Annotated in this window: 29 protein-coding genes; 15 read left to right on the forward strand and 14 right to left on the reverse strand. The window is 64.3% G+C overall.

Translation table 11 applies throughout. From position 1 onward, the window contains the following. Positions 1-35: 35 nt before the first annotated feature. The gene (locus ASF31_RS14405) at positions 36-959 is read left to right on the forward strand and encodes a helix-turn-helix domain-containing protein (RefSeq protein ID WP_156355874.1); all 924 of its coding nucleotides are present in this window, start codon (positions 36-38) and stop codon (positions 957-959) included. 89 nt (positions 960-1,048) lie between these two features. On the opposite strand, the gene ASF31_RS05205 is transcribed toward ASF31_RS14405, so the two are convergent. Beyond that, the gene (locus tag ASF31_RS05205; protein ID WP_162233937.1) at positions 1,049-1,453 is read right to left on the reverse strand and encodes a hypothetical protein; all 405 of its coding nucleotides are present in this window, start codon (positions 1,451-1,453) and stop codon (positions 1,049-1,051) included. A 415-nt stretch (positions 1,454-1,868) separates the two neighbouring features. Here ASF31_RS05205 and ASF31_RS05210 point away from each other — a divergent pair, with 415 nt between their 5' ends. From ASF31_RS05210 to ASF31_RS05220, 3 genes are read left to right on the forward strand one after another with little or no spacing between them, the layout of a single operon-like run. Continuing rightward, positions 1,869-2,105, forward strand: a complete 237-nt coding sequence (locus ASF31_RS05210) for a hypothetical protein (RefSeq protein ID WP_055753653.1) — start codon at positions 1,869-1,871, stop codon at positions 2,103-2,105. Position 2,106: 1 nt separating this feature from the next. Then, positions 2,107-2,553, forward strand: coding sequence for a hypothetical protein (locus ASF31_RS05215; RefSeq protein ID WP_055753654.1), 447 nt, complete (start codon positions 2,107-2,109; stop codon positions 2,551-2,553). After that, positions 2,553-3,260 carry an SOS response-associated peptidase gene (locus ASF31_RS05220; protein WP_055753655.1) on the forward strand — a complete coding sequence of 236 codons (708 nt, stop codon included), beginning with the start codon at positions 2,553-2,555 and terminating at the stop codon, positions 3,258-3,260. The genes ASF31_RS05215 and ASF31_RS05220 overlap by 1 nt, the downstream gene beginning before the upstream one ends. A gap of 25 nt (positions 3,261-3,285) precedes the next feature. Here ASF31_RS05220 and ASF31_RS05225 read toward each other — a convergent pair whose 3' ends face one another. Together ASF31_RS05225 and ASF31_RS05230 are read right to left on the reverse strand one after the other, a co-directional pair. Next, positions 3,286-3,726, reverse strand: a complete 441-nt coding sequence (locus tag ASF31_RS05225) for a DUF1810 domain-containing protein (RefSeq protein ID WP_055753656.1) — start codon at positions 3,724-3,726, stop codon at positions 3,286-3,288. Next, positions 3,723-4,061 carry a hypothetical protein gene (locus tag ASF31_RS05230; RefSeq protein ID WP_055753657.1) on the reverse strand — a complete coding sequence of 113 codons (339 nt, stop codon included), beginning with the start codon at positions 4,059-4,061 and terminating at the stop codon, positions 3,723-3,725. Before ASF31_RS05230 ends, ASF31_RS05225 begins: the two co-directional genes overlap by 4 nt. A 139-nt stretch (positions 4,062-4,200) precedes the next feature. Here ASF31_RS05230 and ASF31_RS05235 point away from each other — a divergent pair, with 139 nt between their 5' ends. Together ASF31_RS05235 and ASF31_RS05240 are read left to right on the forward strand one after the other, a co-directional pair. Continuing rightward, on the forward strand, positions 4,201-4,956 hold the full coding sequence (locus ASF31_RS05235) for an ImuA family protein (RefSeq protein WP_156355875.1): 756 nt from the start codon (positions 4,201-4,203) through the stop codon (positions 4,954-4,956). Further along, complete coding sequence (locus ASF31_RS05240; RefSeq protein ID WP_055753659.1) at positions 4,871-6,388, forward strand: DNA polymerase Y family protein; 1,518 nt, start codon at positions 4,871-4,873, stop codon at positions 6,386-6,388. Before ASF31_RS05235 ends, ASF31_RS05240 begins: the two co-directional genes overlap by 86 nt. Before the next feature lie 192 nt (positions 6,389-6,580). On the opposite strand, the gene ASF31_RS05245 is transcribed toward ASF31_RS05240, so the two are convergent. After that, positions 6,581-6,862 carry a SemiSWEET family sugar transporter gene (locus tag ASF31_RS05245; RefSeq protein WP_055753660.1) on the reverse strand — a complete coding sequence of 94 codons (282 nt, stop codon included), beginning with the start codon at positions 6,860-6,862 and terminating at the stop codon, positions 6,581-6,583. 227 nt (positions 6,863-7,089) lie between these two features. Here ASF31_RS05245 and ASF31_RS05250 point away from each other — a divergent pair, with 227 nt between their 5' ends. From ASF31_RS05250 to ASF31_RS05270, 5 genes are all read left to right on the forward strand, one after another. Further along, positions 7,090-8,235: a DUF3182 family protein gene (locus ASF31_RS05250; protein WP_156355877.1), complete on the forward strand. Its 1,146-nt coding sequence runs from the start codon at positions 7,090-7,092 to the stop codon at positions 8,233-8,235. Further along, on the forward strand, positions 8,232-8,990 hold the full coding sequence (locus ASF31_RS05255; protein ID WP_055753662.1) for a S9 family peptidase: 759 nt from the start codon (positions 8,232-8,234) through the stop codon (positions 8,988-8,990). The genes ASF31_RS05250 and ASF31_RS05255 overlap by 4 nt, the downstream gene beginning before the upstream one ends. A 129-nt stretch (positions 8,991-9,119) precedes the next feature. Beyond that, the gene (locus tag ASF31_RS05260; RefSeq protein WP_055753663.1) at positions 9,120-9,383 is read left to right on the forward strand and encodes a DUF2171 domain-containing protein; all 264 of its coding nucleotides are present in this window, start codon (positions 9,120-9,122) and stop codon (positions 9,381-9,383) included. A 5-nt stretch (positions 9,384-9,388) separates the two neighbouring features. Further along, complete coding sequence (locus ASF31_RS05265; protein ID WP_156355879.1) at positions 9,389-9,598, forward strand: hypothetical protein; 210 nt, start codon at positions 9,389-9,391, stop codon at positions 9,596-9,598. After that, entirely contained in the window at positions 9,595-9,813 is a 219-nt protein-coding gene (locus ASF31_RS05270) for a helix-hairpin-helix domain-containing protein (RefSeq protein ID WP_055753665.1), read from the forward strand. Before ASF31_RS05265 ends, ASF31_RS05270 begins: the two co-directional genes overlap by 4 nt. Before the next feature lie 122 nt (positions 9,814-9,935). On the opposite strand, the gene ASF31_RS05275 is transcribed toward ASF31_RS05270, so the two are convergent. From ASF31_RS05275 to ASF31_RS05305, 7 genes are read right to left on the reverse strand one after another with little or no spacing between them, the layout of a single operon-like run. Further along, positions 9,936-10,790: a glycosyltransferase family 2 protein gene (locus ASF31_RS05275; protein WP_055753827.1), complete on the reverse strand. Its 855-nt coding sequence runs from the start codon at positions 10,788-10,790 to the stop codon at positions 9,936-9,938. Then, entirely contained in the window at positions 10,787-11,368 is a 582-nt protein-coding gene (locus tag ASF31_RS05280) for a class I SAM-dependent methyltransferase (protein ID WP_055753666.1), read from the reverse strand. The genes ASF31_RS05275 and ASF31_RS05280 overlap by 4 nt, the downstream gene beginning before the upstream one ends. Continuing rightward, positions 11,361-12,068, reverse strand: a complete 708-nt coding sequence (locus ASF31_RS05285) for a PIG-L deacetylase family protein (protein WP_082465026.1) — start codon at positions 12,066-12,068, stop codon at positions 11,361-11,363. The genes ASF31_RS05280 and ASF31_RS05285 overlap by 8 nt, the downstream gene beginning before the upstream one ends. Beyond that, on the reverse strand, positions 12,062-13,162 hold the full coding sequence (locus ASF31_RS05290; protein ID WP_055753667.1) for an acyl-CoA dehydrogenase family protein: 1,101 nt from the start codon (positions 13,160-13,162) through the stop codon (positions 12,062-12,064). Before ASF31_RS05290 ends, ASF31_RS05285 begins: the two co-directional genes overlap by 7 nt. Next, positions 13,159-14,190: a glycosyltransferase gene (locus ASF31_RS05295; protein ID WP_200918568.1), complete on the reverse strand. Its 1,032-nt coding sequence runs from the start codon at positions 14,188-14,190 to the stop codon at positions 13,159-13,161. Before ASF31_RS05295 ends, ASF31_RS05290 begins: the two co-directional genes overlap by 4 nt. Continuing rightward, the gene (locus tag ASF31_RS05300) at positions 14,187-15,140 is read right to left on the reverse strand and encodes a glycosyltransferase (RefSeq protein ID WP_055753669.1); all 954 of its coding nucleotides are present in this window, start codon (positions 15,138-15,140) and stop codon (positions 14,187-14,189) included. Before ASF31_RS05300 ends, ASF31_RS05295 begins: the two co-directional genes overlap by 4 nt. Beyond that, positions 15,137-16,243 (reverse strand): glycosyltransferase, encoded by a 1,107-nt coding sequence (locus ASF31_RS05305; RefSeq protein ID WP_055753670.1) that lies wholly within the window; start codon positions 16,241-16,243, stop codon positions 15,137-15,139. Before ASF31_RS05305 ends, ASF31_RS05300 begins: the two co-directional genes overlap by 4 nt. A 266-nt stretch (positions 16,244-16,509) precedes the next feature. Between ASF31_RS05305 and ASF31_RS05310 the strand changes: the two genes are divergently transcribed. Together ASF31_RS05310 and ASF31_RS05315 are read left to right on the forward strand one after the other, a co-directional pair. Then, positions 16,510-16,809 (forward strand): hypothetical protein, encoded by a 300-nt coding sequence (locus tag ASF31_RS05310; protein ID WP_066551468.1) that lies wholly within the window; start codon positions 16,510-16,512, stop codon positions 16,807-16,809. Between the two features lie 91 nt (positions 16,810-16,900). Next, positions 16,901-17,656 (forward strand): Crp/Fnr family transcriptional regulator, encoded by a 756-nt coding sequence (locus tag ASF31_RS05315; RefSeq protein WP_162233938.1) that lies wholly within the window; start codon positions 16,901-16,903, stop codon positions 17,654-17,656. 58 nt (positions 17,657-17,714) lie between these two features. On the opposite strand, the gene ASF31_RS05320 is transcribed toward ASF31_RS05315, so the two are convergent. Then, positions 17,715-18,473, reverse strand: a complete 759-nt coding sequence (locus ASF31_RS05320) for a Crp/Fnr family transcriptional regulator (protein ID WP_055753673.1) — start codon at positions 18,471-18,473, stop codon at positions 17,715-17,717. A 350-nt stretch (positions 18,474-18,823) separates the two neighbouring features. On the opposite strand from ASF31_RS05320, the gene ASF31_RS05330 reads away from it, so the two are divergent. Further along, entirely contained in the window at positions 18,824-19,429 is a 606-nt protein-coding gene (locus tag ASF31_RS05330; RefSeq protein WP_055753675.1) for a cysteine hydrolase family protein, read from the forward strand. Continuing rightward, positions 19,426-19,692: a hypothetical protein gene (locus ASF31_RS05335; RefSeq protein WP_055753676.1), complete on the forward strand. Its 267-nt coding sequence runs from the start codon at positions 19,426-19,428 to the stop codon at positions 19,690-19,692. The genes ASF31_RS05330 and ASF31_RS05335 overlap by 4 nt, the downstream gene beginning before the upstream one ends. A gap of 9 nt (positions 19,693-19,701) precedes the next feature. Here the strand turns inward: ASF31_RS05335 and ASF31_RS05340 are convergent, their stop codons facing one another. Then, positions 19,702-20,415, reverse strand: coding sequence for a Crp/Fnr family transcriptional regulator (locus ASF31_RS05340; protein ID WP_055753677.1), 714 nt, complete (start codon positions 20,413-20,415; stop codon positions 19,702-19,704). 43 nt (positions 20,416-20,458) lie between these two features. Beyond that, a complete protein-coding gene (locus ASF31_RS05345; RefSeq protein WP_055753678.1) occupies positions 20,459-21,373 on the reverse strand; it encodes a manganese catalase family protein in 915 nt (304 codons plus the stop codon). Between the last annotated feature and the right edge of the window lie 84 nt (positions 21,374-21,457).

Consider the following 21,457-nt stretch of genomic DNA (forward strand, 5'->3'; position numbering starts at 1 on the left):
CTCTGTTCCGCAAGCGTTCACGGTGCGACTTGCTCATGTCTGACCGTTTCACCGCCAACAAGCTCGCGTGGCTGGAGCAGGTGCAGGACGATGGTGAGCTGAGCGCCACAGTTTTCGCGGTCGCGTTCGGCATCGCGCGCCACCTGAACCGCGAAACCGGCGATGCCTGGCCCAGCCAAGCCACCCTCGGCGAGATGGCCGGTGTGTCCGATCGTCATATCAGAAAGCTGCTCAAGATCCTCCACACCCAAGGGCATCTCGATATCCAGACGGGAGGTTTCCATCGGCCCGATAGGTACCGACCGATCCTAAAAGACCGGAACTCCAGTTCCAGTCATGACCGGAACCACAGTTCCGCCCTTACCCCTCAAGACCGGAACTCCAGTTCCAGAGAGACCGGAACTCCAGTTCCGCCTAACCCTTTGAGAGAACTCTTTGAAAGAAGCGCTGCGCTTTCTCGTGACGAGGAGAGCGAAGCCGACCGCATTTTCGCGATGATGCCGAAGGGCTCGGCGAGCAGATCAAACAAGTCCAAGATCCGCGAAGCCGTGGCCAGCATCGTGAGCGAGGGAACCCCTGCTCTGTCGCTCCGGATCGCCGTCGGTGCTTTCGTGGCGGCCTCCCCTGACGCCAAGGACCAAGACGGGCGGTTCATGGGGGCGGCCCATACTTGGCTCACCGAGAAGCGAGGCTGGGAAGCCTACCTGCCATCGGCCGACGATCTGTTCTTGAGAAGCCGGCCCCCTGCTGAGGTGCAATGGTTCCATCGCGTCAGATCCTGGCAGCACAGCCCCGGCTACTGGCGCATGAAGCAGGACGACTTCGGTCCTGAGCCCGATTCGCCGAATACCCGCGTACCCCAGGCCGTGCTGGCCTATTGCCTCGAGAACACACCACCACAGCCACGGCCAGCCAATGACACACACCGGCTCAACCAGAAGCGGATCCGATGGCAATGAAAGAGAATGCGCCGCCGGAACACGCCAGCCCGATCAGCTATTCGGTGCGGCTCCCTGCCCTTTCGCGAAGCGGTCGGGCTTCGTCGAGGTCAGTCAAACCTGAAAGCCTCAAAAAGGGCCGCCATACGATTATCTTCTGGGATTTCCGATCTGGGATGGAATGGACGTTCTCCCAACCGACCGAACACGATCTCGGCAGCTTGGCCCGCAACTTCTCTTGCCTGCCGAATGTCGCTTTCGCTCATCGTTCTTTTCGCCATCGCCAGGGTGAGGCTCAAAATCATCATTGTCTGATAGCCGGCCTGCTTGGCAGACCACTCCGTCATGTCAGGTGAGTAAGCGACCAACGCGTCCGACACGTGCTCGCTCATTGTCTTTCCCAGCCGCTTGGCTTGATTTTCCGCCCGACGGTAAACGTCATATTCGATGTAGGCTTGTATGCGCGGGCGTCGCGTAACCACTGATTTTCTCCAGTAGGGGTGGATCGTCGGCAACCCATTTAGATGACTGATTAGACACGGTAAATAGACATAGCGATGTTGTGGGTCACTTATGACCCATTTTGCGCCCGGTTTTTCATGTTAAAATACAGCGACTTGGACCCAACGCAGGCGTGCGTAATGTGTGCATCATCCTTCACAGGATGATTTTCCTATCGGCCCCTTTAGGGTGGAATCGTTTTGCCAACGATTTGATTTGTGTGAACGCTAGGCTTCGCTCGCCTTTAGGCGCTCATGAACGATGGAAGATTTTCAAGCGTGGCCATGGGTGGAACAAATGTCGCGGGCGGGGACGGCAGACCCATCTGGTGCCGTGCAAGTCGTGCGCTTACTCAGACTGGTCCCATGCACGGTCGCGACTCCACATTCGCCGACCTGCGTGTCAGGGTTCGGTTGGGAGGACTACCTGATGGCGACACGCAAGACCCTCATCAGATCACGGGCAGGCGTTCGCCTTCAACGCATCGAGCATCTGGCCCGGCAGCAGGTGGTCCAGTCATCTTGGCGACTTTCGACACTGCGGCAGAACCAACCACGCTCATTTGCCGATGAGACGGAAGCGGAGGACGCCTTTGACATGGAGGTCATCGCTTCGCTGACCGATCCGATAATCATAGACATGCAGCGTCGCGGACTGATCGACTGACATGGCGGCCAAGCTGAAGGTCTTCACCTGGTCCGACGGCTTTCATGCCTTCACCGTCGCCACAACCTCGCGACCCAAGGCGTTGGAGGCCTGGGGCTCAAAGCAGGATCTGTTCGCAACCGGCCTGGCCAGCCAGCTTTCCGGCGGACCGGATTTCGAGGCCGCGCTGGCCTCTCCTGGCGAGGTCGTCGAACGCGGCCTCGCGATCGATGTCGGCAAGATTGGCAAGGCTAAACCCACGAGACCTCAGGGACCGTCCAAGGCGAGGGCCGCCAAAATCGAAAAGCTTCAGGCGGCGCTGGCCGATCTGGACGAACGTCATCGGGCGGTAATGGCTGATTTCGAACAACAACAGGCCGCGCTAAGCCAGGCGCGTCAGGAGGCGGATGCGACCTATGAGGCGGATCGTAAATCCCTCGCTGCCGATCTGAAAAAGGCTAGGGCCTGATGTGCAATCTGTATCGCCAGCGCTCTGGCCCCCAAGCCATAATGGATGCGGCGAACGCGATGCGGTCGACCGTCGGTAACCTCGCGCCGGGCGATATCTATCCCGACTATCCGGCGCCGATCGTGCGCTGGGAGGGCGCAGAGTGCATCCTTGCATCCGCGCGCTGGGGCATGCCGTCGTCCAAAAGGATGATCTTCGACAATGCGACGAAGCGCGCCGACAAGCTGCGCGCCAAGGGCGGCGAGGTGGACTTTCAGAAAATTCTGGAGTTCGAGCCCGACAGCGGCACGACCAACGTCCGCAACACCAGCTCCAGCCATTGGCGCCCGCATCTGTCGCCAGCGTCGCGCTGTCTGGTCCCCTTCACGGCCTTTAGCGAACCAGGTCGGGACGCCGCCGGCAAATACCGACCCGTCTGGTTCAAGCTCGCCGGGGACGATCCCGAGCCCCTCGCCTTCTTCGCCGGCATTCACCTTCAGGCCCACACAAGCGTGCGCAAGGTCAAGACCGGCATGGAGACGATCGACGTCTTCGCCTTCCTGACGACCGAACCCAACGCGGAGGTCGGCGCGGTTCACCCCAAGGCCATGCCGGTGATCCTGACACAGCCCGACGAGATCGAGGCCTGGATGACGGCGCCGTGGGAGACGGCCAAGGCGCTTCAGCGCCCGCTGCCCGACGGCGCTCTGTCAGTTATCGACGCCTGAACCGCGTAAAAACTCTGGCAATTATTTAAAGACGATCCGGTCCTGTCCTCGCGGTCGACACAAGGTCTGCGGTCAACGGATCAGGCGAAAGGCCCCAGCGTGCGAGCGCTGCGTCGAACACGGTCGGATCGGCCGCCACGGCGGCGAATAGCGTCATCGATGATCGGAATTTGAGATCGTCGGGCGATCCGAACAGCTGATGCAATGAAGTCGCCCGCGCCGTGGTCGCGCTCTGGGCGGCGCGGATGAGACGCGCCCCTAGAACGGGATGCAGCAGATAGGTTTGCGCCTCCGCGAGCGATCCGATCCCATAGAAGGCAGCCGTCGAAGACCGTCCCAACGACCGAGCCTGGGGGAAGACGAACCACATCCAGTGGCTTGTCTTGCGACCCGCCACGAGCTCGGCCATCGCCGTTTCGAACACGGGGTCTTGAGCAAGGACGAAACGGTCGAGAGCTGTCGTCACTTGCTCGTCTCGCCCAGATTGGCGAACCAGTCTGCATAGGGGGTGTTTCGCGCCATGTGCCGATTGAGATCTGGCGAGCCGTCGGTCCACCACACCGGGCCCCGCTCCCCCAATCCGACCTTGGCCTTATCGACGCTGCCCCGCGCTCCGGCTAGAGCGTCCATATCCTCAGCCGTCAGGGCCGTCCGCACCGCCCGGCGCGCCGACATCAGATCATGTACCAACTCGTCCCTCGCCTCCGCCGAAAGAGCAGGATTGGAGCACCGCCACAGCCGGCCTCGCACCACGAAATAGCGGCCGTCTGGCGTCGTGGGGTGTCGGGAAGGCCGCGTCATCGTCGAGCTAACGCGCAGCGGGCCGGATGGGCGCCACCCACAGGGCGATCCACAGCGCTGTTGCGATCCGCCTTGACTCTCACACGCTCGAATAAGAACAAATACAGAACATTCAGCTCGCATTCGGTTTCAGGAGATCATGTCCGCCGCCTCTTCATCCTTTCAGGCGCTTCGCACGGAGATCGCGCGCATAGAGGCGGATCGACGTCCGCCCGGCGGAGTGCTGCCGTTCGGCCTTGCCGCGCTCGATCGCCGGCTGCCCGCCGGAGGACTGGCGCTCGGCGCACTGCATGAGGTGGCCGGCGGCGGCGACGGGGCCATTGACGGCGCCGTCGCCGCTCTGTTTGCGGCCGGCGTCGCGGCGCGCACACAAGGGCCGGTCCTCTGGTGCGTGACCCGCCCGGATCTGTTCGCGCCGGCGCTGGAGCAGGCGGGGCTGTCCTCGAACCGGGTCATCTATGTGGAGGCCGGCGACGAGGCCGGATTGCTGGCCGCATTCGAGGACGGCCTTCGTCACGGCGGCTTCGGCGCCGTCGTGGGCGAAGTCGCCCGCCTGTCCATGACGGCGTCGAGGCGCCTGCAGCTCGTCGCCGAGGACACGGGCTCGCTCGGACTGGCAGTCCGACGATGGCGTCGTCAGGCCGAGGCGGCGGACTTCGGCCAACCGACTGCCGCCGCCACCCGCTGGCGGGTCACCGCCCTGCCCTCCGCCCCCCTGCCCGTGCCCGGCGTCGGCCGCCCGCGCTGGTTTGTCGAGCTGATCCGTTGCCGCGCCGGAGCCTGCGCGGATTTCGAACTGGAAGCCTGCGATGAGACGGGTCGTCTCGCTCTACCTCCCCACCTTGCCGACCGATCGGCTGAGACGCCGGCTTGGACCCGACACGCCGTCGCCTGACACGCCGCTTGTCCTGGTCGGGCGCCAGGGCCGCAAACGCGTGGTGCTGGCCGCCGACCCCGCCGCCCGCGCCCATCGTCTGCATCCCGGCATGGCAGCGACCCAGGCCCGGGCCCTGGTCGCCAATCTTGTCGTCCATCCCTTCGACCCCGCTGGGGATGCGGCCGCCCTGGACCAACTCGCCCTCTGGGCGCTGCGCCGCTATGCGCCGATCGTGGCCGCCGACCCGCCGGACGGCCTTGTGCTCGACGTCACCGGGGCCGGTCATCGCTACGGCGGCGATGAGGGCCTGCTCGAGGATCTGATCGCCCAGACCGCCGCTGTCGGCCTGGGCGCCCACGCCGCCCTCGCCGACACGTGGGGCGCCGCCCATGCCCTGGCCCGCAACCTCGCCGAACCGACGATCGTCGTCGCGCGCGGGGGGCCTGCCATCCGTCGCCTGCCCTTGCGCGCCTTGCGCCTGGCCGCCGACATGGTCGAAGGCCTGGGACGTCTGGGGATCGACACCATAGGCGAACTGGAGGCCAAACCTCGCGCGCCTCTGGCCCTGCGTTTCGGACCGGAGCTGATCCGTCGCCTGGATCAGGCCTACGGCCGCGCCCAGGAACCGATCACCCCGATCGACGCTCCGGAGCTGATCCAGGTCCGGCGGGTCTTCGCCGAGCCGATCGGCGCGCCCGAGACCCTGGCCCGCTACACGCTGAAACTGGTCGAAGCCCTGAGCGAGGCGCTCGAAGCTCAAGGGCTTGGGGCGTCGCGACTCGACCTAAGTTTTGAACGGATCGACAACCGGACCGAGGCCATCCGCGTCGGACTGGCGCGCCCCGTCCGTGATGTCGCGCGGCTCACCCGTCTGCTCTGCGACAAGATTGAAACCATCGATCCTGGCCTCGGCGTGGAGGCCATGGTCCTGGCGGCGCCGGTCGTCCTGCCGCTGGACTGGTCGCCGAGTTCCGGCGATCTGTGCGGCCCGGCGACGCCCGACATCGGCGATCTTGTTGATCTGCTCGCCAATCGTCTCGGCCCGCAAAACCTGTACCGGATGGCCCCCGCGCAGAGCGACGTGCCCGAACGCTCAATCCGCAAACTGTCGCCGACTGCTCCGCCGGTATCGGAGACATGGACCCGCCGTTGGCCGCGCCCCTCCCGCCTGCTCGCTAAGCCCGAAGCCATAGAGGCCGTCGCGCTCCTGCCCGACCAGCCGCCAGTCGCCTTCAGTTGGCGCGGCGTCCGCCACCGTGTCAGGCGCGCTGACGGTCCTGAGCGGATCTTCGGCGAATGGTGGCGACGCGACGGCGAACGCGATGCGGTGCGCGACTATTTCCAGCTTGAAGACGAGGCTGGGCACCGCTTCTGGGTCTTTCGACGCGGCGATGGCGAACAGCCTCAGACCGGCGATCTCAGCTGGTGGCTGCACGGGCTCTTCGGCTGACGCCTTTCGACCGGGGTCAATCTCGAGCGGTCCGCGCTGTCTAGGAATTGCTGACCGATCGTCCATTGCTGCCGCTTGTTGGTCGGACAACTAGCACGTCTGCATGGCTCTCCTCAGCAATACCGGTTTGACCAGGCCACGTCTGACAAGCACGGGCAAGGCGAGGGATAGGCGGTAGCCGGTCGATGCGACCTAATGCTCGTCAGGATCGCCATCGCGAAATCGCCACTTCATGATCAGGACGCACGCCGCCATGACCAGAGCAAAACTGTTTGACACCGTGACCGGCCAGGCCTGGGTCATGACGCCATAGACCACCCAGAGGATGAAACAGGTAACGGTAAGCGAATATGTTTTAAGGCTGACCGAAGACGCGTCGCGCTCTTTCCAAATCTTGAGGGCTTGGGGCGCAAAGCTCGTAATCGAGCAGACCGCCGCCGCTGTACCCACGATATTGGCTGTCAGGTCGCTCATGGATAGGCAACGACGCCCCCTGGCTCACCGTTCCTGTGCGCGATAACGCACCTCTACAGTGGTAAAGCCGCGCTGGCATAGGACGTTTTCAATCCTGATTTCTGCCTCGTCCGGCGTCGGCCTGTCTTCCCGACAACGACACTTCGGGGGCCCGCAAAAAGAAGGGTTGGCGTGCTGAACCGTTGCTCGCTCTTGGGGTTGACCCTCTGCAGGGAGCGTTGATCGCCATGACCATCGTCAATCCATTGGGCGTCGCCCCGATGCCTTCGTTCACCAACGCGGCCGCCCTTGCTGGCATCGCGCTGTTCGATCCGGACGGGCACAATCCGGGCAATCTGCACGATCAGGCGTCCAGAGCGATGTTGGTGTCTCGCCTGGCGCGCCTTCTGCGGCTCCCGATCATTGACGTGGTTGAAGACGCGGAAGACGTCGGACCCGATGTCTTGCTGGTGCCTCGCGACACCCTGATCGGTGAAGACATGACCTCGCGCACGGTCTTCACCGCTGGCAATCTGTTAGGCGGCCGCGTTCCACACCGCTTCATCGCCACCAAGGCGATCACCCACGGCCTGATCGATCGGTCCGCGACCTGCCCGGCCGGCTGGTCCAACACCATGGCCGACCGTCTTGGCGATGCGGCTCTGGAAGGCTACACCGCCTTCTCCGTCGCCGACGCGATCGAAGCTGGTCGGCGCCTCCTCGAGACCGGGCCTGTCCGCGTCAAGGATGTTCTGGCCAAGGCAGGGCTGGGCCAGACGGTCGTCGAAACGCCTGAGGCGCTCGTCGCCGTCATCGCCGATCAGGACGAAGCGCAAATCGCCGCCTTCGGCGTCGTCCTTGAGGAAAACCTGCTCGGCGTGGAAACCTACAGCGTTGGAACCCTGTCGGTCGGCGGACTGCGCATCAGCTATGTCGGCGATCAGCGGGAAACGACGGATCACAAGGGACGCGAGGTGTACGGCGGTTCACGACTGCGGTGCGTCAGGGGCGATCTTGATCGATTGACTCACCTCGGACTGACCCCCGAGGCGGTGGAAGCGGTGCGTTGCGCCGCCGTGTTCGACGACGCCGCCCAGCGCGCCTATCCGGACTTGGTTCTGACCCGCCGGAACTACGATGTCCTCGCCGGCAAGGATGCGCGAGGGCGAAGGCGAGTAGGCGTTCTGGAGCAGTCGTGGCGGGTCGGCGGCGCGACGGGCGCGGAAATCGCCGCCCTCGAGGCCTTCGCGGCGTCGCCGGCGCTGACTTCCGTCGAAACCGCCACGGTCGAGGTGTATGGCCTCGCCGATGTCGGACCGGAGGATGTCGTCTATTTCCGGGGTGAGGACCCCAAGGTCGGGCCGATGACGAAATATGTGACGAGGACAGCGTGACTGAACCTGACACCGTCGAGGAAGGGCAAGTCCGACTGTCTGTCGACGGACAGAAGCTGACCGGCACGCTTCTGACGCCGGAAGCCCCCGTGCCGGGATTTCTGTTTGTCCACGGCTGGGGCGGCGATCAGGAAGAGGATCTTGGCCTGGCCGAGGATCTCGCTCGACTGGGCTGCATCTGTTTCACCTTCGACCTTCGAGGCCATGCCGAGAGCGATGCGAGCCGAGACGAGGTCACCCGGCAGAACGGGTTCGACGACGTGACTGCGGCCTATGACTACTTGGCGTCCCAGCCCCTGATCGATCCCGGTGCGATCGGCGTGATCGGCACGAGCTACGGAGGCTATCTGTCGGCTCTGCTGACGAGCATCCGTGACGTGCGCTGGTTGGCGCTGCGTGTCCCGGCCCTTTATCCGGACGCGCACTGGGAGGTCCCCAAGGCCAAGCTCGATAAGGACGCGGTGCGCGCCTATCGACAGCAACTGCGAACGCCGCGGGAAGACAAGGCGCTCTCGGCCTGCGCCGCGTTCGAGGGCGACGTCCTCATCGTGCAGTCGGGCAAGGACGATCGCATTCCGCCAGAAGTCATCGCCTCCTATCAGGCCGCCTTCAAGGACGCGAACTCGTTCAGCCACAGGATCATCGCCGAGGCGACCCATGCGATGCGCGATCCCGCCCATCAGCGCCTTTACGCCACCCTGTTGATCAACTGGGTCGAGGAAATGGTGCGGGCGAGCCGCCGGTCTTATCGGTGAGCCTGTCGCCAGCGCCCAACGCCCAGCGCAGACGCCCTTATCGCAGCCGCATTACCCGCTACGACGCTTTCGTCTCTGGAACGCCGCGTGTCGCGCCTCGTTGATGGCGTAGGCAAACGGAGACCCACCATGACCGACCTCTCGAACATCAAAGAGCATATGGAAGTGACCGGCGCCGACGGCGTCCATCTCGGCACCGTCGATAAGGTCGAAGGCGATCGCATCAAGCTCACCAAGGCCGACAGCGGATCGCATAGTGGTCACCACCACTACCTCTCGGGCGGTCTGGTCGCCGAGGTTGAAGGCAATCGGGTGCGCCTGTCGGCAAACGCCGACAACGCCGCTCTTCTCGAGGAAGAAGAGGCCGGCGAGGCGATCGCCGACCTGAAATAGTGTCGATGACCCGAGACAACGATGCCGTGGCCGCACAGCTTCTGGCCATCCGCGAGCAGCTGACAACCGAAGTGTGGTCGACCGCCGTGGCCGCCGCGACGTCCGGCGACCACGAGCGCGTCCGTGATCTGGTGAAGCTGAAGGTCGATATCGAAGCCATCGACTTCGCCCTCGGACACCGGCCGGCGGGCAGACCTGAGGGAGACGAGAGATGATCGACCTGAACATCGCCAGCGCCGATACTTTGGACGGGATTGAGATGTTGCGCGGCCACGGGTTCGAAATCGTTCGCTATCGTGAGGAAAGAGGTCGTTTCACCAGCCTTCGCCAGCTCGATGAGGTACCGGGTTTGAGCGGCAAGACTGACGGCATTGAAGCGCACGTTTCGATCAAAGCCACGAGCTCAGCGACCCAGCCAACTTCGCAGTAACGGTCCGATGCGTGGGTCGCCTGATCAAGATCGCTTCCTCATTAGAGAAGACGGACATTGAACTGCGTCGGGTCGTTTAGTTTCATACGTACGGCGAGCCTGCGCTTTGAACGACGGCAATCCTAAAAGGGATTTGCAGGATCTTTTCGTGCGGCGGCAATTTCGGCCGGCGTTGGGTCGCGGCGGATGATCAAATCATCCGACGACCAGTCGACCAGTCCGAGATCCGCCATCGCCCTCAGCCAACCGTCCATCGGCCAGATCGACCAGACGGCGTGGAAGCGTTTGGCGTTGGCGATCAGGGCGCGGAAATGCTGCAGGGGCGGATCATAGCCGTCATGATGTTGGTGGAGGACGGGCGCGCCGCCGGCGAAGAGCAGCGGCAGGCCCGCTCGCGCAATGCGAAAGCCCAGGTCCGTGTCTTCGGCGCCGTAGCCGACATAGGTCTCGTCGAACCCGCCAAGCCGATGGAAGGTCGAGCGACGGACCGCGAAAGCCAGAGACCAAAACAGGCCGGGATTGCGCTCCCGGCTTTCGCCTTCCTGCGGAAAGGGGCGCACGGGATGGGGCCGGCCGGCCGCTCTCAGATCGGTTTCCGACAGGGGGCCCGGCCGGACGGCTCCGGCGGGTAGATAGAGCACCTCTGGACAGACGACGGCGTCATGCTCGGTGAGCAGGGCCTGCATACGGCCGCAAACTGACGACGACACGATGCAGTCCACGTCGAGAAACAGCAGGCTATCACCCGACGCCAAGGCGGCCGCCAGATTTCGGGCGGCGGCCAGAGGCAGGGCGTCGCCCGCCAGACGTTCGACGCGGACCGGGAAACCCACCGGCGGCAGCGTCACGGGCGTATCGCTCATGTCGATGACGATCAGTTCGTCGGGCGGCGAGGCGCTGAGCATCAGTCCCTCGACCAATCGGTCCAGATGCGCCTGCCGGTTGCGAACCAGCGTCAGAGCGGACAGTGAGGTCATCGGCGGCTCCACAAATCCAGCCGATAGTTCGGATGCCGCTCGGCGAGATCTACTTGCATGAGGTCCGATAATCCGAGCCAGAGGCGTCCCACGGCGCCGTCAGCGGTCTGAGGATAGTCGGTCTCGCCGGTCCAGTGCACCAGAAGGACGCGTCCCCCCTCGACCAAACCGTCGGCGATGCGTTGCGCCGCAAGGTCCAGATCAGCGTCGCTCCAATAATAGGCCACCTCGGACAGGACGACGAGATCCAGCCCGTCCTGAACCGGACAGTCCCGAGGGAAGGCCGCGGCCGCAAACCGGACTTTCCGCCGCCCCGACAGACGCTGACGCGCCCGCTCCAAGGCGGTCGGGCTGACGTCGATCGCCAACAGACGATCGCAGACCGCGCTCAACCGCTCGGTCAGGACGCCGCCCGCACAACCGACCTCGAGCGCAAAAGCCGCTCGCCGCGTCGACAGGGCGGCGATGGTGCGATCGAACTTGGCGGCCTCATAGGGGCTGGAGGCCAGGCCCCACGGATCGGCGTCCCCGGCGAAGATGCCTTCGAAATAGGCGGCGGTAAGCGAGCGTTCAGCCATAGGCGTCGCGCCGATACAGGGTGTCCGAGGCGGCCCGCAGCCCCCTCTCCTTCTCGAGCCGAAACCCCGGTCCGAACATCGGCGTCAACTGGCTTTGGTAGGCAGACAAGGCATAGGCCCTCAGGCCGGCCCTTAGAGGTCGCGTCGTGATCCGCAGTTTAGACCTGGGCGGAGCCGCCCCCCACACGACATAATCGAATACGGCGACCGGCCGACGGGCCATACCGGCTGCGCGGCGGGCAAGCTGTGCCGCCGCCTGATGGTCGCAATGGGGATCGTCGGGACCCGTCACGGCGATCGCATCGACGCCCCGCTCGCGGCACAAAGCCGCGAGACGACGCGCGGTCGCCTCGAACGCCATGCTGCCAGGAAAAGCGGGCTGGGCATCGGGCCAATCCAGAAACACCGGCGGCGCAGCCGCATCTCCCGCCAGCCGTCGAACGGCGCGCCCTGCCTCCAGGCGTCGGGTCCGGACAAGCCTCGCACGGGACGCCAAATCCGGATGATCGTGCGAACCCGCACCGTCGGTGAGGATCACGACGCCCGCCAACCGCCCAGCCTCGGCCGCCTGATGGATCAAGGCGCCGGCGCCCAGCGTCTCGTCGTCGGCATGCGGGGCGATGACCAGCCACCGCGCTGATCGCCAGGGCGAACGCTCCAGCGCCAGGGTCGCCAGCCGGCCGGTTTTCTCGCTCACCATAGGGCGTCGCCCTCGCCCCAGAGATCGCGATCCAGCCAGGTCTTGGCCGCCTGGTCCTTCGCATAGTCGGGTCCGGCCTGCCGAAGATAGAGGCTGAGATCACGGGTGATCTTGTCGATGCGCTCGCCGTCGAAGGCGCTGCGCGTCCCGACCGCCCGCGCCGCCAACTCCATTACATCCAGGGCGCTGCGTTCGACGACGCCGCGCGTGGCGCGGGCGAAATCCCCGGCGTCCGGCGCTTCGGACGCCGCGCGGATCGCGGCTTCGCGGACCCAAAGCCAGGCCGTCCGCGTCGCAACGACCGCATCGGCGAAGCGCGCGCGCTGGATGGGATCGGCGCGGGCGGCGTCGGACAGTGCGTCGCGCATCGCCATGACCAGGCCTTCGACGCCGCCCAACTGCACCGCCGTAAACCGCCACGCCCCGGCCGTGAAACGCGGTTCGCGATCATAGTCTCCGGGACATCCGAGCCGCTGATCGGCATTGACCATCAACCCGGTCACCTCATAGCGCCCGCTGGTCGTCGCGCGCATGCCGCGGACGCGCCACCCGCTCAGATCAGCCCTCTCCGGGTCGTTCGCCGGCACGACGATCAGCTGGCGTTCGCCCTGTTCCGGCTGGGCGGTGATGATGGCATATTCCAGGCCGCCTGCGCCGGTCGCAAACATCTTGGCGCCCTGCAGCCGGTCGCCGACCAGACGAACGCCGGGCGGCGGCTCCGTCGCCCACACGCCGAACCAGCCGCCCTGCGCAAGGACCTTGCCCAGCCAAGCCTTCTGGGCCGGGTCCGCGTACCAGTCGAACAGCGCCAGGGCGTTGACGTGTCCTTCGAATAATCGGCCGACGCTGAGATCCGACCGCCCCACGCTTCGTAGAGCGCCCATCAAGGCCAAGGCCTTTTGGATTGGATCGTGATAGGCCGTTCCACCGCTTTGGACCGGAGCGAACCGCCTACCCCAACCCTCCGAGGCGAGCAGCGTCAGACTGTCGGCGGGATATCTCGGCGCGGCGTCGTAGCGCGCACCCAGCGCCGCCAATCTAACCTCAAGTTCAAGAGGCGATGACGCGGTCGGCGTTGTTTCCAGGGCTGTCATCGGCGTGCCTCAAGCTCTGATGCGAGATCGACAAGCCAGAGTCCGGCGGCGCCGAGTCCCTGCCCGCTGATCTGCTGCCGATCAGCGGGCGACAGTGAGAGTGCTGACCTAAGGATGCTCGGCCATTGCTGCGCCTGCGGCCACTGCGCCAGGACGATCGAGGCGCCAAGCACCGCTAACCGTTCGGCCTTCGCGATCTGCTCGTTGTAGGCGCGAGGCTCGGGAAGACAGACAAAGGGCTTGTCGGCCGAAATCACCGCGTTCAGCAGGCCGTCTCCCGCGCCTCCGACGACGATCTCCGCCTTGTCGATCTCATCGCCGATGGCGTCGATCCAGCCTGCCAGCTTCAGGTTCGGCGGCATGACCGGCGGAGGCTCGATCGGCCCGACACCGGTCCACACTTGATCGGGCGTCGCTTCTGCAGCCGCCGCCAGCTTGGCGCCATCCAACGGATCGCCACCCCGACCATGAACGACCAGGATGCCTGCTCCACGTTTCGGTCCCGAATAGCGCCGGGAGGCGAAGTAATGCGTTTTGTCGCGCACCTCTCTCGCCACCGGTCCATCCAGCCGCTCATGGAAGGGCGCAAGCAAGGCTTCTGCGCCGCGGAAGGCGTCCAGATGCGCCGGGTCCGATCGATCCCCCGCGAGACGGACATAGACCACAGGCGTCGCACACAGCCGGGCCAGCATCGCCATCTCGACCGACACATCGATCACCATCAAGGCCGGCTTGGCGTCGCTGATCCACTGGGCGAACCGGGCGGTTCGCGCCCGGACGCCCGCATGGTGATAAGGGGCGTAATGCAGCGCCTCGGGCCGGACAGGCGCCTCGTCACGGCCGGAGAAGCGGTCTCCCTCGTGGGGCCTGTCATCTTCCAGATCCACGCAGGCGATGTCTTCGGTTCGCCCTTTTAGTCCCGTTCCAAGCAGGACAAATCGCTCGGGCGCAGCGGCGGCGATTTCCAGCGCACGCTGGCGGTGGCCGTCGCCCTGGTGATGGACATAGTATCCGATCGGAGCCCTCACGCTGCGGCTCTCGCAACGTCGTTGGCCCATTCTCGTAAATCCATGTCGAGCGGCATGGCGGGCAGCTGGGTTTCCAATGCCGACAGCCGCCTGGCGCTCGCCGCGTCGTGACGCTGATCCTGGCGCCACCTCGCCCGCTGTCGCCAATGCGAAAAGTCCGGCGCCATGATCGGACCGCCGTTCCGCGCCTGATCGAACAAGCGGGTCATAGCCTCCGCCATCCCCCCGGCGGCGCGGCCCGTCGTGCGTGCCGACACTCGGGTCCACACCGCCAAGGGATGCACAAGCCTGGCCCCCTGCGCTTGAGCGGCGATCACAAGCGCCCGATCCTCGCCCGTCGGCTGTTCCGGCACGCCGCCGGCTGACAGGTAGGCCGCCGCCGTGATGGCGAGGCTGGCCCCGGTGTGATCGCCATGGCGAGGCGCCGGATCATGCGGCGAAGGGTCGATTTCGTCCTCGATCGCGCGAACCTCGCGCCAGTAGGCGTCCCATAGTCGACGCAAAGCCGCGACATCCGCCGAGATCGGTTCCGCGTCATCCAGCACCAGCCGTCCACCCACCAGATCGGCTCCATCCGCGATGGCTGCGAGATTGACGGACAGCCAGTTCGACGGCGGCCGCGTGTCGGCGTCCGTCGAGATCAGAAGGCCATCGGATCGATCTCCGAGATGCTTGAGACCGACGGACATGGCCGCACGCCGCGCCGCGCCGGCATGGGCGCGATGCTCTGGAAAGGTCTGCAGATCGACGACGATGTCGAGTCGATCCTTCCACCGATAGGCCGCGGCCTGGGCCTGAGGGAGCGAACTGTCCGTGGAGTTATTGATGCAGAGCGCGACCGAAATTCTGCCCGGAAGATCCTGTGCGGCCAGAGCGGCCAGAAGCACGGGAAGACGCCGTTCCTCATTCCGCACGGGCACGCAAACGCAGAAGGCAGGTTCGCCTGTCATGCGATCAGCCGATCTTCCAGCGCGTCATTGGCCTGCATCTGCCCTGCCGCAGCCGCCTGAATCATCTCGCCATAGAGTTTTTCATAGGCGGTGATCATCCGGCGCACATCGCAGGCCGCCTCGGCGCGCGCGCGGCAGGCTGACCGAGACAGGCCGACCGCCCGGGCGATCGCGCGCGCCAGATCCTGCACATCGTCCGGACGGGCCAAGGCGCCACAGTCGGGAGTCAGAATCTCGGGAATGGCGCCGCGCGCGAAGGCAGCGACGGGCGTGCCGCACGCCAGCGCTTCGGCCACCACCAACCCGTAGGGTTCGTCCCAGCGCGGCGTGCAGACAAAGGCGGCCGCCTGCCCGATCTCCTTCGACAGCGTTTCGTGATCGAGGTGGCCGAGATAGGTAGTTTCGCGCGTCAACCTCGGAGCGATCTCAGCATCGAAATAGGCTTGATCCAGGATTGGGCCCGCGAACCGCAGGGCGACACCCGCCAATGCCGCCGCGTCCAGCGCCAGATGCAGACCCTTCTCGGGCACAATCCGCCCATACCAGATCAAATGCCCAGGGTCGTCGTGACGCGCACGCCACGGAAAGCGCTCCAGGTCGATCCCGTTCAGAATGACCTGATCGATCGGCCGCACTCGGGTCCATTGTTCGCGCATCGCCTCGGAAACGCCGACAAACCGCGCAAACGGCGCGCTCGCTTCGCGGATACCGCTTTCCAGCCAGCAAAATGGCGGCGTGTGGAGCGTGGTGACCATCGGCATCGGCAAGGTCTCGGCCATCGAGACCGGCAGATAGTGCAGGCTGTTGTTGTGGATGACATCGAACGCACTGCGTCGAAGCCGGCTCATCAATGACAGATAGGCGTGATGCTCTCGGAAGAAGGCGACGTCGCCCGCCTCCGCCGTCCCGACCTTGGCGATTTCCGTCTGCTCGCAGATCGCCTCCAGACCGAGCGCGGGGTCGGACAGGGTCGCTGCAAACAGCGTGACGTCATGACCGTTCAGCCGCAGTTGGCGACAGAGCAGATGGGTATGCATCTCCAGCCCGCCGGCGAAGGGTTCTGCGATCGGATATTTGAGATGTGCGATGACGCCGATGCGCATCCATACCGCCGTGATCGACAACCCGACCCCCCTCGGATCGGTCCATGGCGTAAAGCCTGAAGGTCAAAGCTATGCCGCGGCTATTCGTTCCTGTGTGCGATAATGGTCTCAAGCAGATGGGAAGCGTTCGGCTTTTGAAGCCAGCAGAACCAAGAGCATTTGGTCGAGATGATCCGATGCAATCGCGCGAGGGCTGCGGAGAGCAGTCAGCTTTGGAGCGATAAACTACGCAGCGCGTTCAGTGGACGAACTAAGAGGACCCAACCATGACCAACCTTGTCGCCTCCACATTCGCAACACGTAGAGACGCCGAGCTCGTGGTCGAACGGCTTGTCCAAACCCATGGCATGGAACGAGACGCCATTCAGGTCGCTCCTGAAGGCGAGGCGAACACGGTTGGAGACAGGCCTTCGGGCGGAGACGTCGAAGGCGACAGCCCCAGCGTCGACTCTCGGTCGGACGTGCCGATCGCCGGCCGTGTCAAAGTCGTCGTGTCTGCAGAAACCGATGACGAGGAACAGACGATACGCGCCGCATTCGTCGAATTCGGCGCCAAGGACGGATGACCCTCATGCGAGCCGGTCCTCGGCTACGTCGCGTTGATCCTGTGACAAGGGCCGCAGCGTCCCGACGCCTCTGTTCGCAAGGATGACGTCCGTGGAATCGCTCATCGATGCCAAGCTTCATCGCCTCGGCGACCTCTCGAACGACGATCGCGGACGGCTTGGAGGCCTCCTAAGTGGGCGCCGTCGCGCAGCAGCCGGCGAAGCCTTGGTGGAAGAGGGCAATCGACCCACGTTCAGTACGCTGCTGCTCTCGGGATTTGTCGGCCGAGTCTCGACCCTGGCGGACGGCGGTCGTCAGATCACAGCGATTAGCGTTCCCGGGGACTTCATCGATCTGCATGGCTTTCTTCTGAAAACGATGGATCACAGCCTTGTAGCCTTGTCTGACGTCACCGTTGCGGTTGTCCAGCACGCCGACTTGAGGCGCGTGACGGAACACGCCCCTCGCCTTGCGCGAGCGCTTTGGCTTGAAACGCTGATAGATGCGGCCATCCACCGGCAGTGGCTGGTGGCGCTGGGACGCAGAGACGCAGGGACACGACTGGGCCAGTTGATCTGTGAACTCTACCTCCGTCTGGAAGCCGTAGCCCTCGCCCAAGACCACACCTTCGAATGCCCTCTGACCCAATCGGACCTAGCGGACATGCTGGGGATGTCGAGCGTCCACGTGAACCGCTCGCTCAAGGTCCTTCGCGACACGGGCCTGGTGCGATGGCGGAATGGTCAGGTGTCGATCGACGACTGGACGGCGCTGACCGAGCGCGTCGCCTTCGACGCCTCCTATCTCGATCTGAAGCTGTCTAGGTCCTCAAGCGGCGCGCCGATCGCGAGACGGCGGACGGCCTAAATCTATCCGAAGCTCATTAGCGCGCGGCCGCTGCGCCTCCATCTCCGCGCCTGCGGCGTCAGACGCTCGCGATCCGGTTGGGACCGGACACATAGCGCCTGATGGGCAGCCCAGCGATACGGCGAAGCCGATCAACATCGAGCAGGGAAATCGTCTGGTCGGACCGTTTGATCAGATTCAGGCGATCCATCTCGCGAAGGGTTCTGTTCACATGCACCGGCGTGATCCCGATCAGGTCGCCGAGATCGCGCTGGGTCAAAGGCATATGGAACATGCCGCCCGGCGCATCGCCGCGTTCGGACAATCGATCGAACAGATTGGTCAGCGTGGCGGCGATGCGAACGTGTGCGGGCGCCTGACCAACCACGGCCAGACTTTCCATCAACGCGACACGCTCTTTCTGCGCGCTCAGAAAGAGCGAAAGCGCAATCCGCGGATAGGCCTCAAATGTCGCTATCAGCCTGGACCTCGATATCGCGTGCACAGCGATGGGCGTCATGGCGGTCAGGCAGTCGACCGTTGTCGTCAGGCACAGGCTGGGCGCTCCCAGGAGATCGCCCGGAAGATGGACCTTCACAATCTGCTGCTTGCCCGATGCAAGCGCGATGGACGATGCGACCCAGCCCTTGGTCAGCAGATAGAGATGAGATGGTACAGCCGCCTCATGACGTAATACGTGGTGGCGAGGCCAATGCTGGACCGGCTCGAGAAGCCCGGCCAGCGCCGAACGCTCGCGAGACGACAGCGCGACGAATTCTCCCAGCCGGCCCGGCGCATCGGATGGCGAATCGATTGGGGGCGGCAGGTCCTCATCCATGCCCCGCGTTCCCCCAAACCCGGCATGCCTGCACTAACCCATGTAAAGGGCTGTCCGACGCGCCGTCGGGGGTACTCTCGACAGGCTAGAAGCCTGTCCAAAATCGGACCTATGAAACTCAGCGGACGCACCAGGATTGGTTGTCTTTTGATCCGGCGAGAAGGCGACATGACCCGACATACGCCACACAGGGACAAGATTGATGATACGCGCGGCTTGGCGCAGGGCGGTCTAGGCGGCCCCGAGGACGAAATACTCGACGCGGGACAGGAGGAGGTCTTCTCCCGGACCGAAGTCGAGCTTGGCGAGAGCGAACACCACTGCGGTGAAGAGACGCCGGGGCTCAGGCCGTGACACACGGCCTGAAGACGCGCATTCCGGAAACAACGGCGCACCTTTGCATCGACATGCAACGCATGTTCGTGGAAGGGACCGAATGGCATACGCCTTGGGCAGCCAAAACCCTTCCGGCCATCGAGGCGCTATGTTCTGCAAGGCCTGAAAGGCTGTGGTTCACCCGATTCATCCCCGCCGCAACGCCCGATGAGGCGGGGGGCGCCTGGCGCGACTATTGGCGGCGTTGGTCGACCATGACGAAGAACGCTCTCGATCCGGCGATGTTGGATCTGGCGCTTCCGCTTCAGCGGTTCGCGCCGCCTGCGCAGATCATTGACAAAACGGTCTATTCCGCCTGGTCAGGCACACACCTCCACAAGGCGTTCAAAGATCAGGGTGTCGATACGCTCGTCGTAACGGGCGCGGAAACTGACGTTTGCGTTCTCTCGACCGTGCTCGGAGCCATCGATCTGGGCTATCGTATCGTGGTGGTCAGCGACGGGGTCTGCAGTTCGGCTGATCAGCCTCACGACCACCTTTTGGCGCTCTACAGCGACCGCTTCAGTCTACAGGTCGAAACTGCCGAATGCCGAGAGGTGCTGGAGGCCTGGGTGGCATGACCGTCCATCCTCCCGTTCTGCGCTATCAGATCCGCTACCGTGATGGCGGAGAGCCTGAGACCCTGATCTCAAACGACATGCCTGACGCCATGGCCCAGGCGTCTCAGCGCGCAAAAGCGATGGGTCAGGCTGTCGCCCTGTGGTGCGATGGTCGGTGGATCGCCGACGTCGATTCAGCCCCGTCGCTCCTCTCGCCCGACTTGATCGCAAAGCTCGTCCATGCCGGCATCTATGTATTCGGCGCACCGGTCCGAGACCGGTGACGGCCTGATCTAGGCCGCCTCGGCCGCGATGGCTTCGGCGAACGCTGGAGACCGCGGACGATAGTGACAGCAGGCCAGGCTCGCGAGAACGGCCTCATCCTTCAAAAGAATTCGTCCCCGCACGGTGCGTAGGGCGCCGGCGGCGCGAAGGCTCTGACACGCCTGATTGATGCTGGATCGGCGCAGGCTCAGCAACGCTCCGATATTCGATTGTGACAGCGCGATCTCAAGGCCACCGGTAGCGCGATGAATATCCAGAAGAAAGCTGGCGACGCGAGAGACCGCCCCATGCGACATGGCGCACCTCAACCGCGCCTCCATCGACTTCAGTCGCTTGAGGCCGCCTGCAAGCAGAAATTGAACGCCTTCCTCACCCGCTTCCCGGCAGAAGGCCGCCACGGGCGCCCGGTACACCAAGCCGTTCGACAGCCAAAGCCCTTGGCTTCCCCCTGCGATGTCGATCAGATCGCCCGCCGCAGCGACGCCGCAATGGGTTCCTCGTTTCCCGTCATCGAGAAGAATACAACCCTCGAGAACGACAGCGATCTCGCCATCCGGACGATAGGGTCCGCCCGACACGACGGGGATGATCTCTCCAAGGCGTAGCGCACGACTGCGACTTTCGAAGGAGAGCGTATCGAACGCCCGCCACAACGAAAGAATTTCCTCGCGCGGCTCTAGACATGGCGAGGTCTCGCCGGACGGTGTCGCAGGATCGAGCATAGCCGCATCCTGCGACTTTCCGGGCCTCGCGCACTTACATGGGTTAACTGACGCCCTCGTCCTCGATCAGCTCGGTCGTGGTCCCTGCCCCAGGTCCCGCCCCTAGATCAGCGCCGGTCACAGGATTGCGTTGGGGGTCAGAGGCTGTCCGGGCCGCGAAGGCTTGGACAGCGGCGGCGTCCAGTTCGCCCAGTGAGACGCTGGCGGAGCCGTCGCCGCCGTCCACGGCGCCCTGCTGTTCACGGTCGTCGATGAACTCCCACTGCTCACCCTCATTCCAGGGACCGCGGGCATCGCCCCCTCCTTGAGACATGTCGTAGTATTTGTCAGCGAAGGCGGGCAGGCCGACCAGCTTCCCCGCCGGGAAGTGGGGCTCCATGGCGTAGAGGGCCTTTTCGAAGGACTTCTGATGCGCAACTTCGCGCGTCATCAGGAAGTTCAAGGCGTCCTTCACGCCGGGATCGTCCGTGCAGTTGATCAGGCGTTCATAGACGATCTTGGCTCGGGACTCGGCGGCGATGTTGGAGCGTAGGTCGCAGGCGGGATCGCCGATCGAGTCGATGTAGGCGGCGGTCCACGGGACACCGGCGGAGTTGATGAGGGCCGGCGCGCCGCCATAGAGAATGGACGTCGTATGACTTTCACCGCCGCTGTTCAGCGAGGCGTAAAGATCCGCCTCCTCCATCGCGGCTTCAGCCATCTGGCCTTTCACGCCCCGGTTCAGCATGGACACGATCGAGCCGATGACTTCGAGGTGGCTTAACTCTTCCGTGGCGATGTCGAGCAGCATGTCTTTGCGGCCCGGATCTTCATCCGCCAAAGCCTGTGTGAAGTAGCGCATGGCGGCGGCGAGCTCGCCCTGCGGCCCTCCGAATTGCTCAAGCATCAGGGTAGCGAGACCCGGGTTCGGTTCGGCTACCCTGACCGTATACATCAGGCGCTTGTTATGCATGAACATGGTTGGCTCCTTGGTTGAACCCGAGCTAACCGGGCCATTCCGAGTGCTGTTCCAAAGGTCGGTTTTCGGACCTTGGATCGTTTT

Source organism: Brevundimonas sp. Leaf280 (assembly GCF_001422455.1).
Lineage (GTDB): Bacteria > Pseudomonadota > Alphaproteobacteria > Caulobacterales > Caulobacteraceae > Brevundimonas.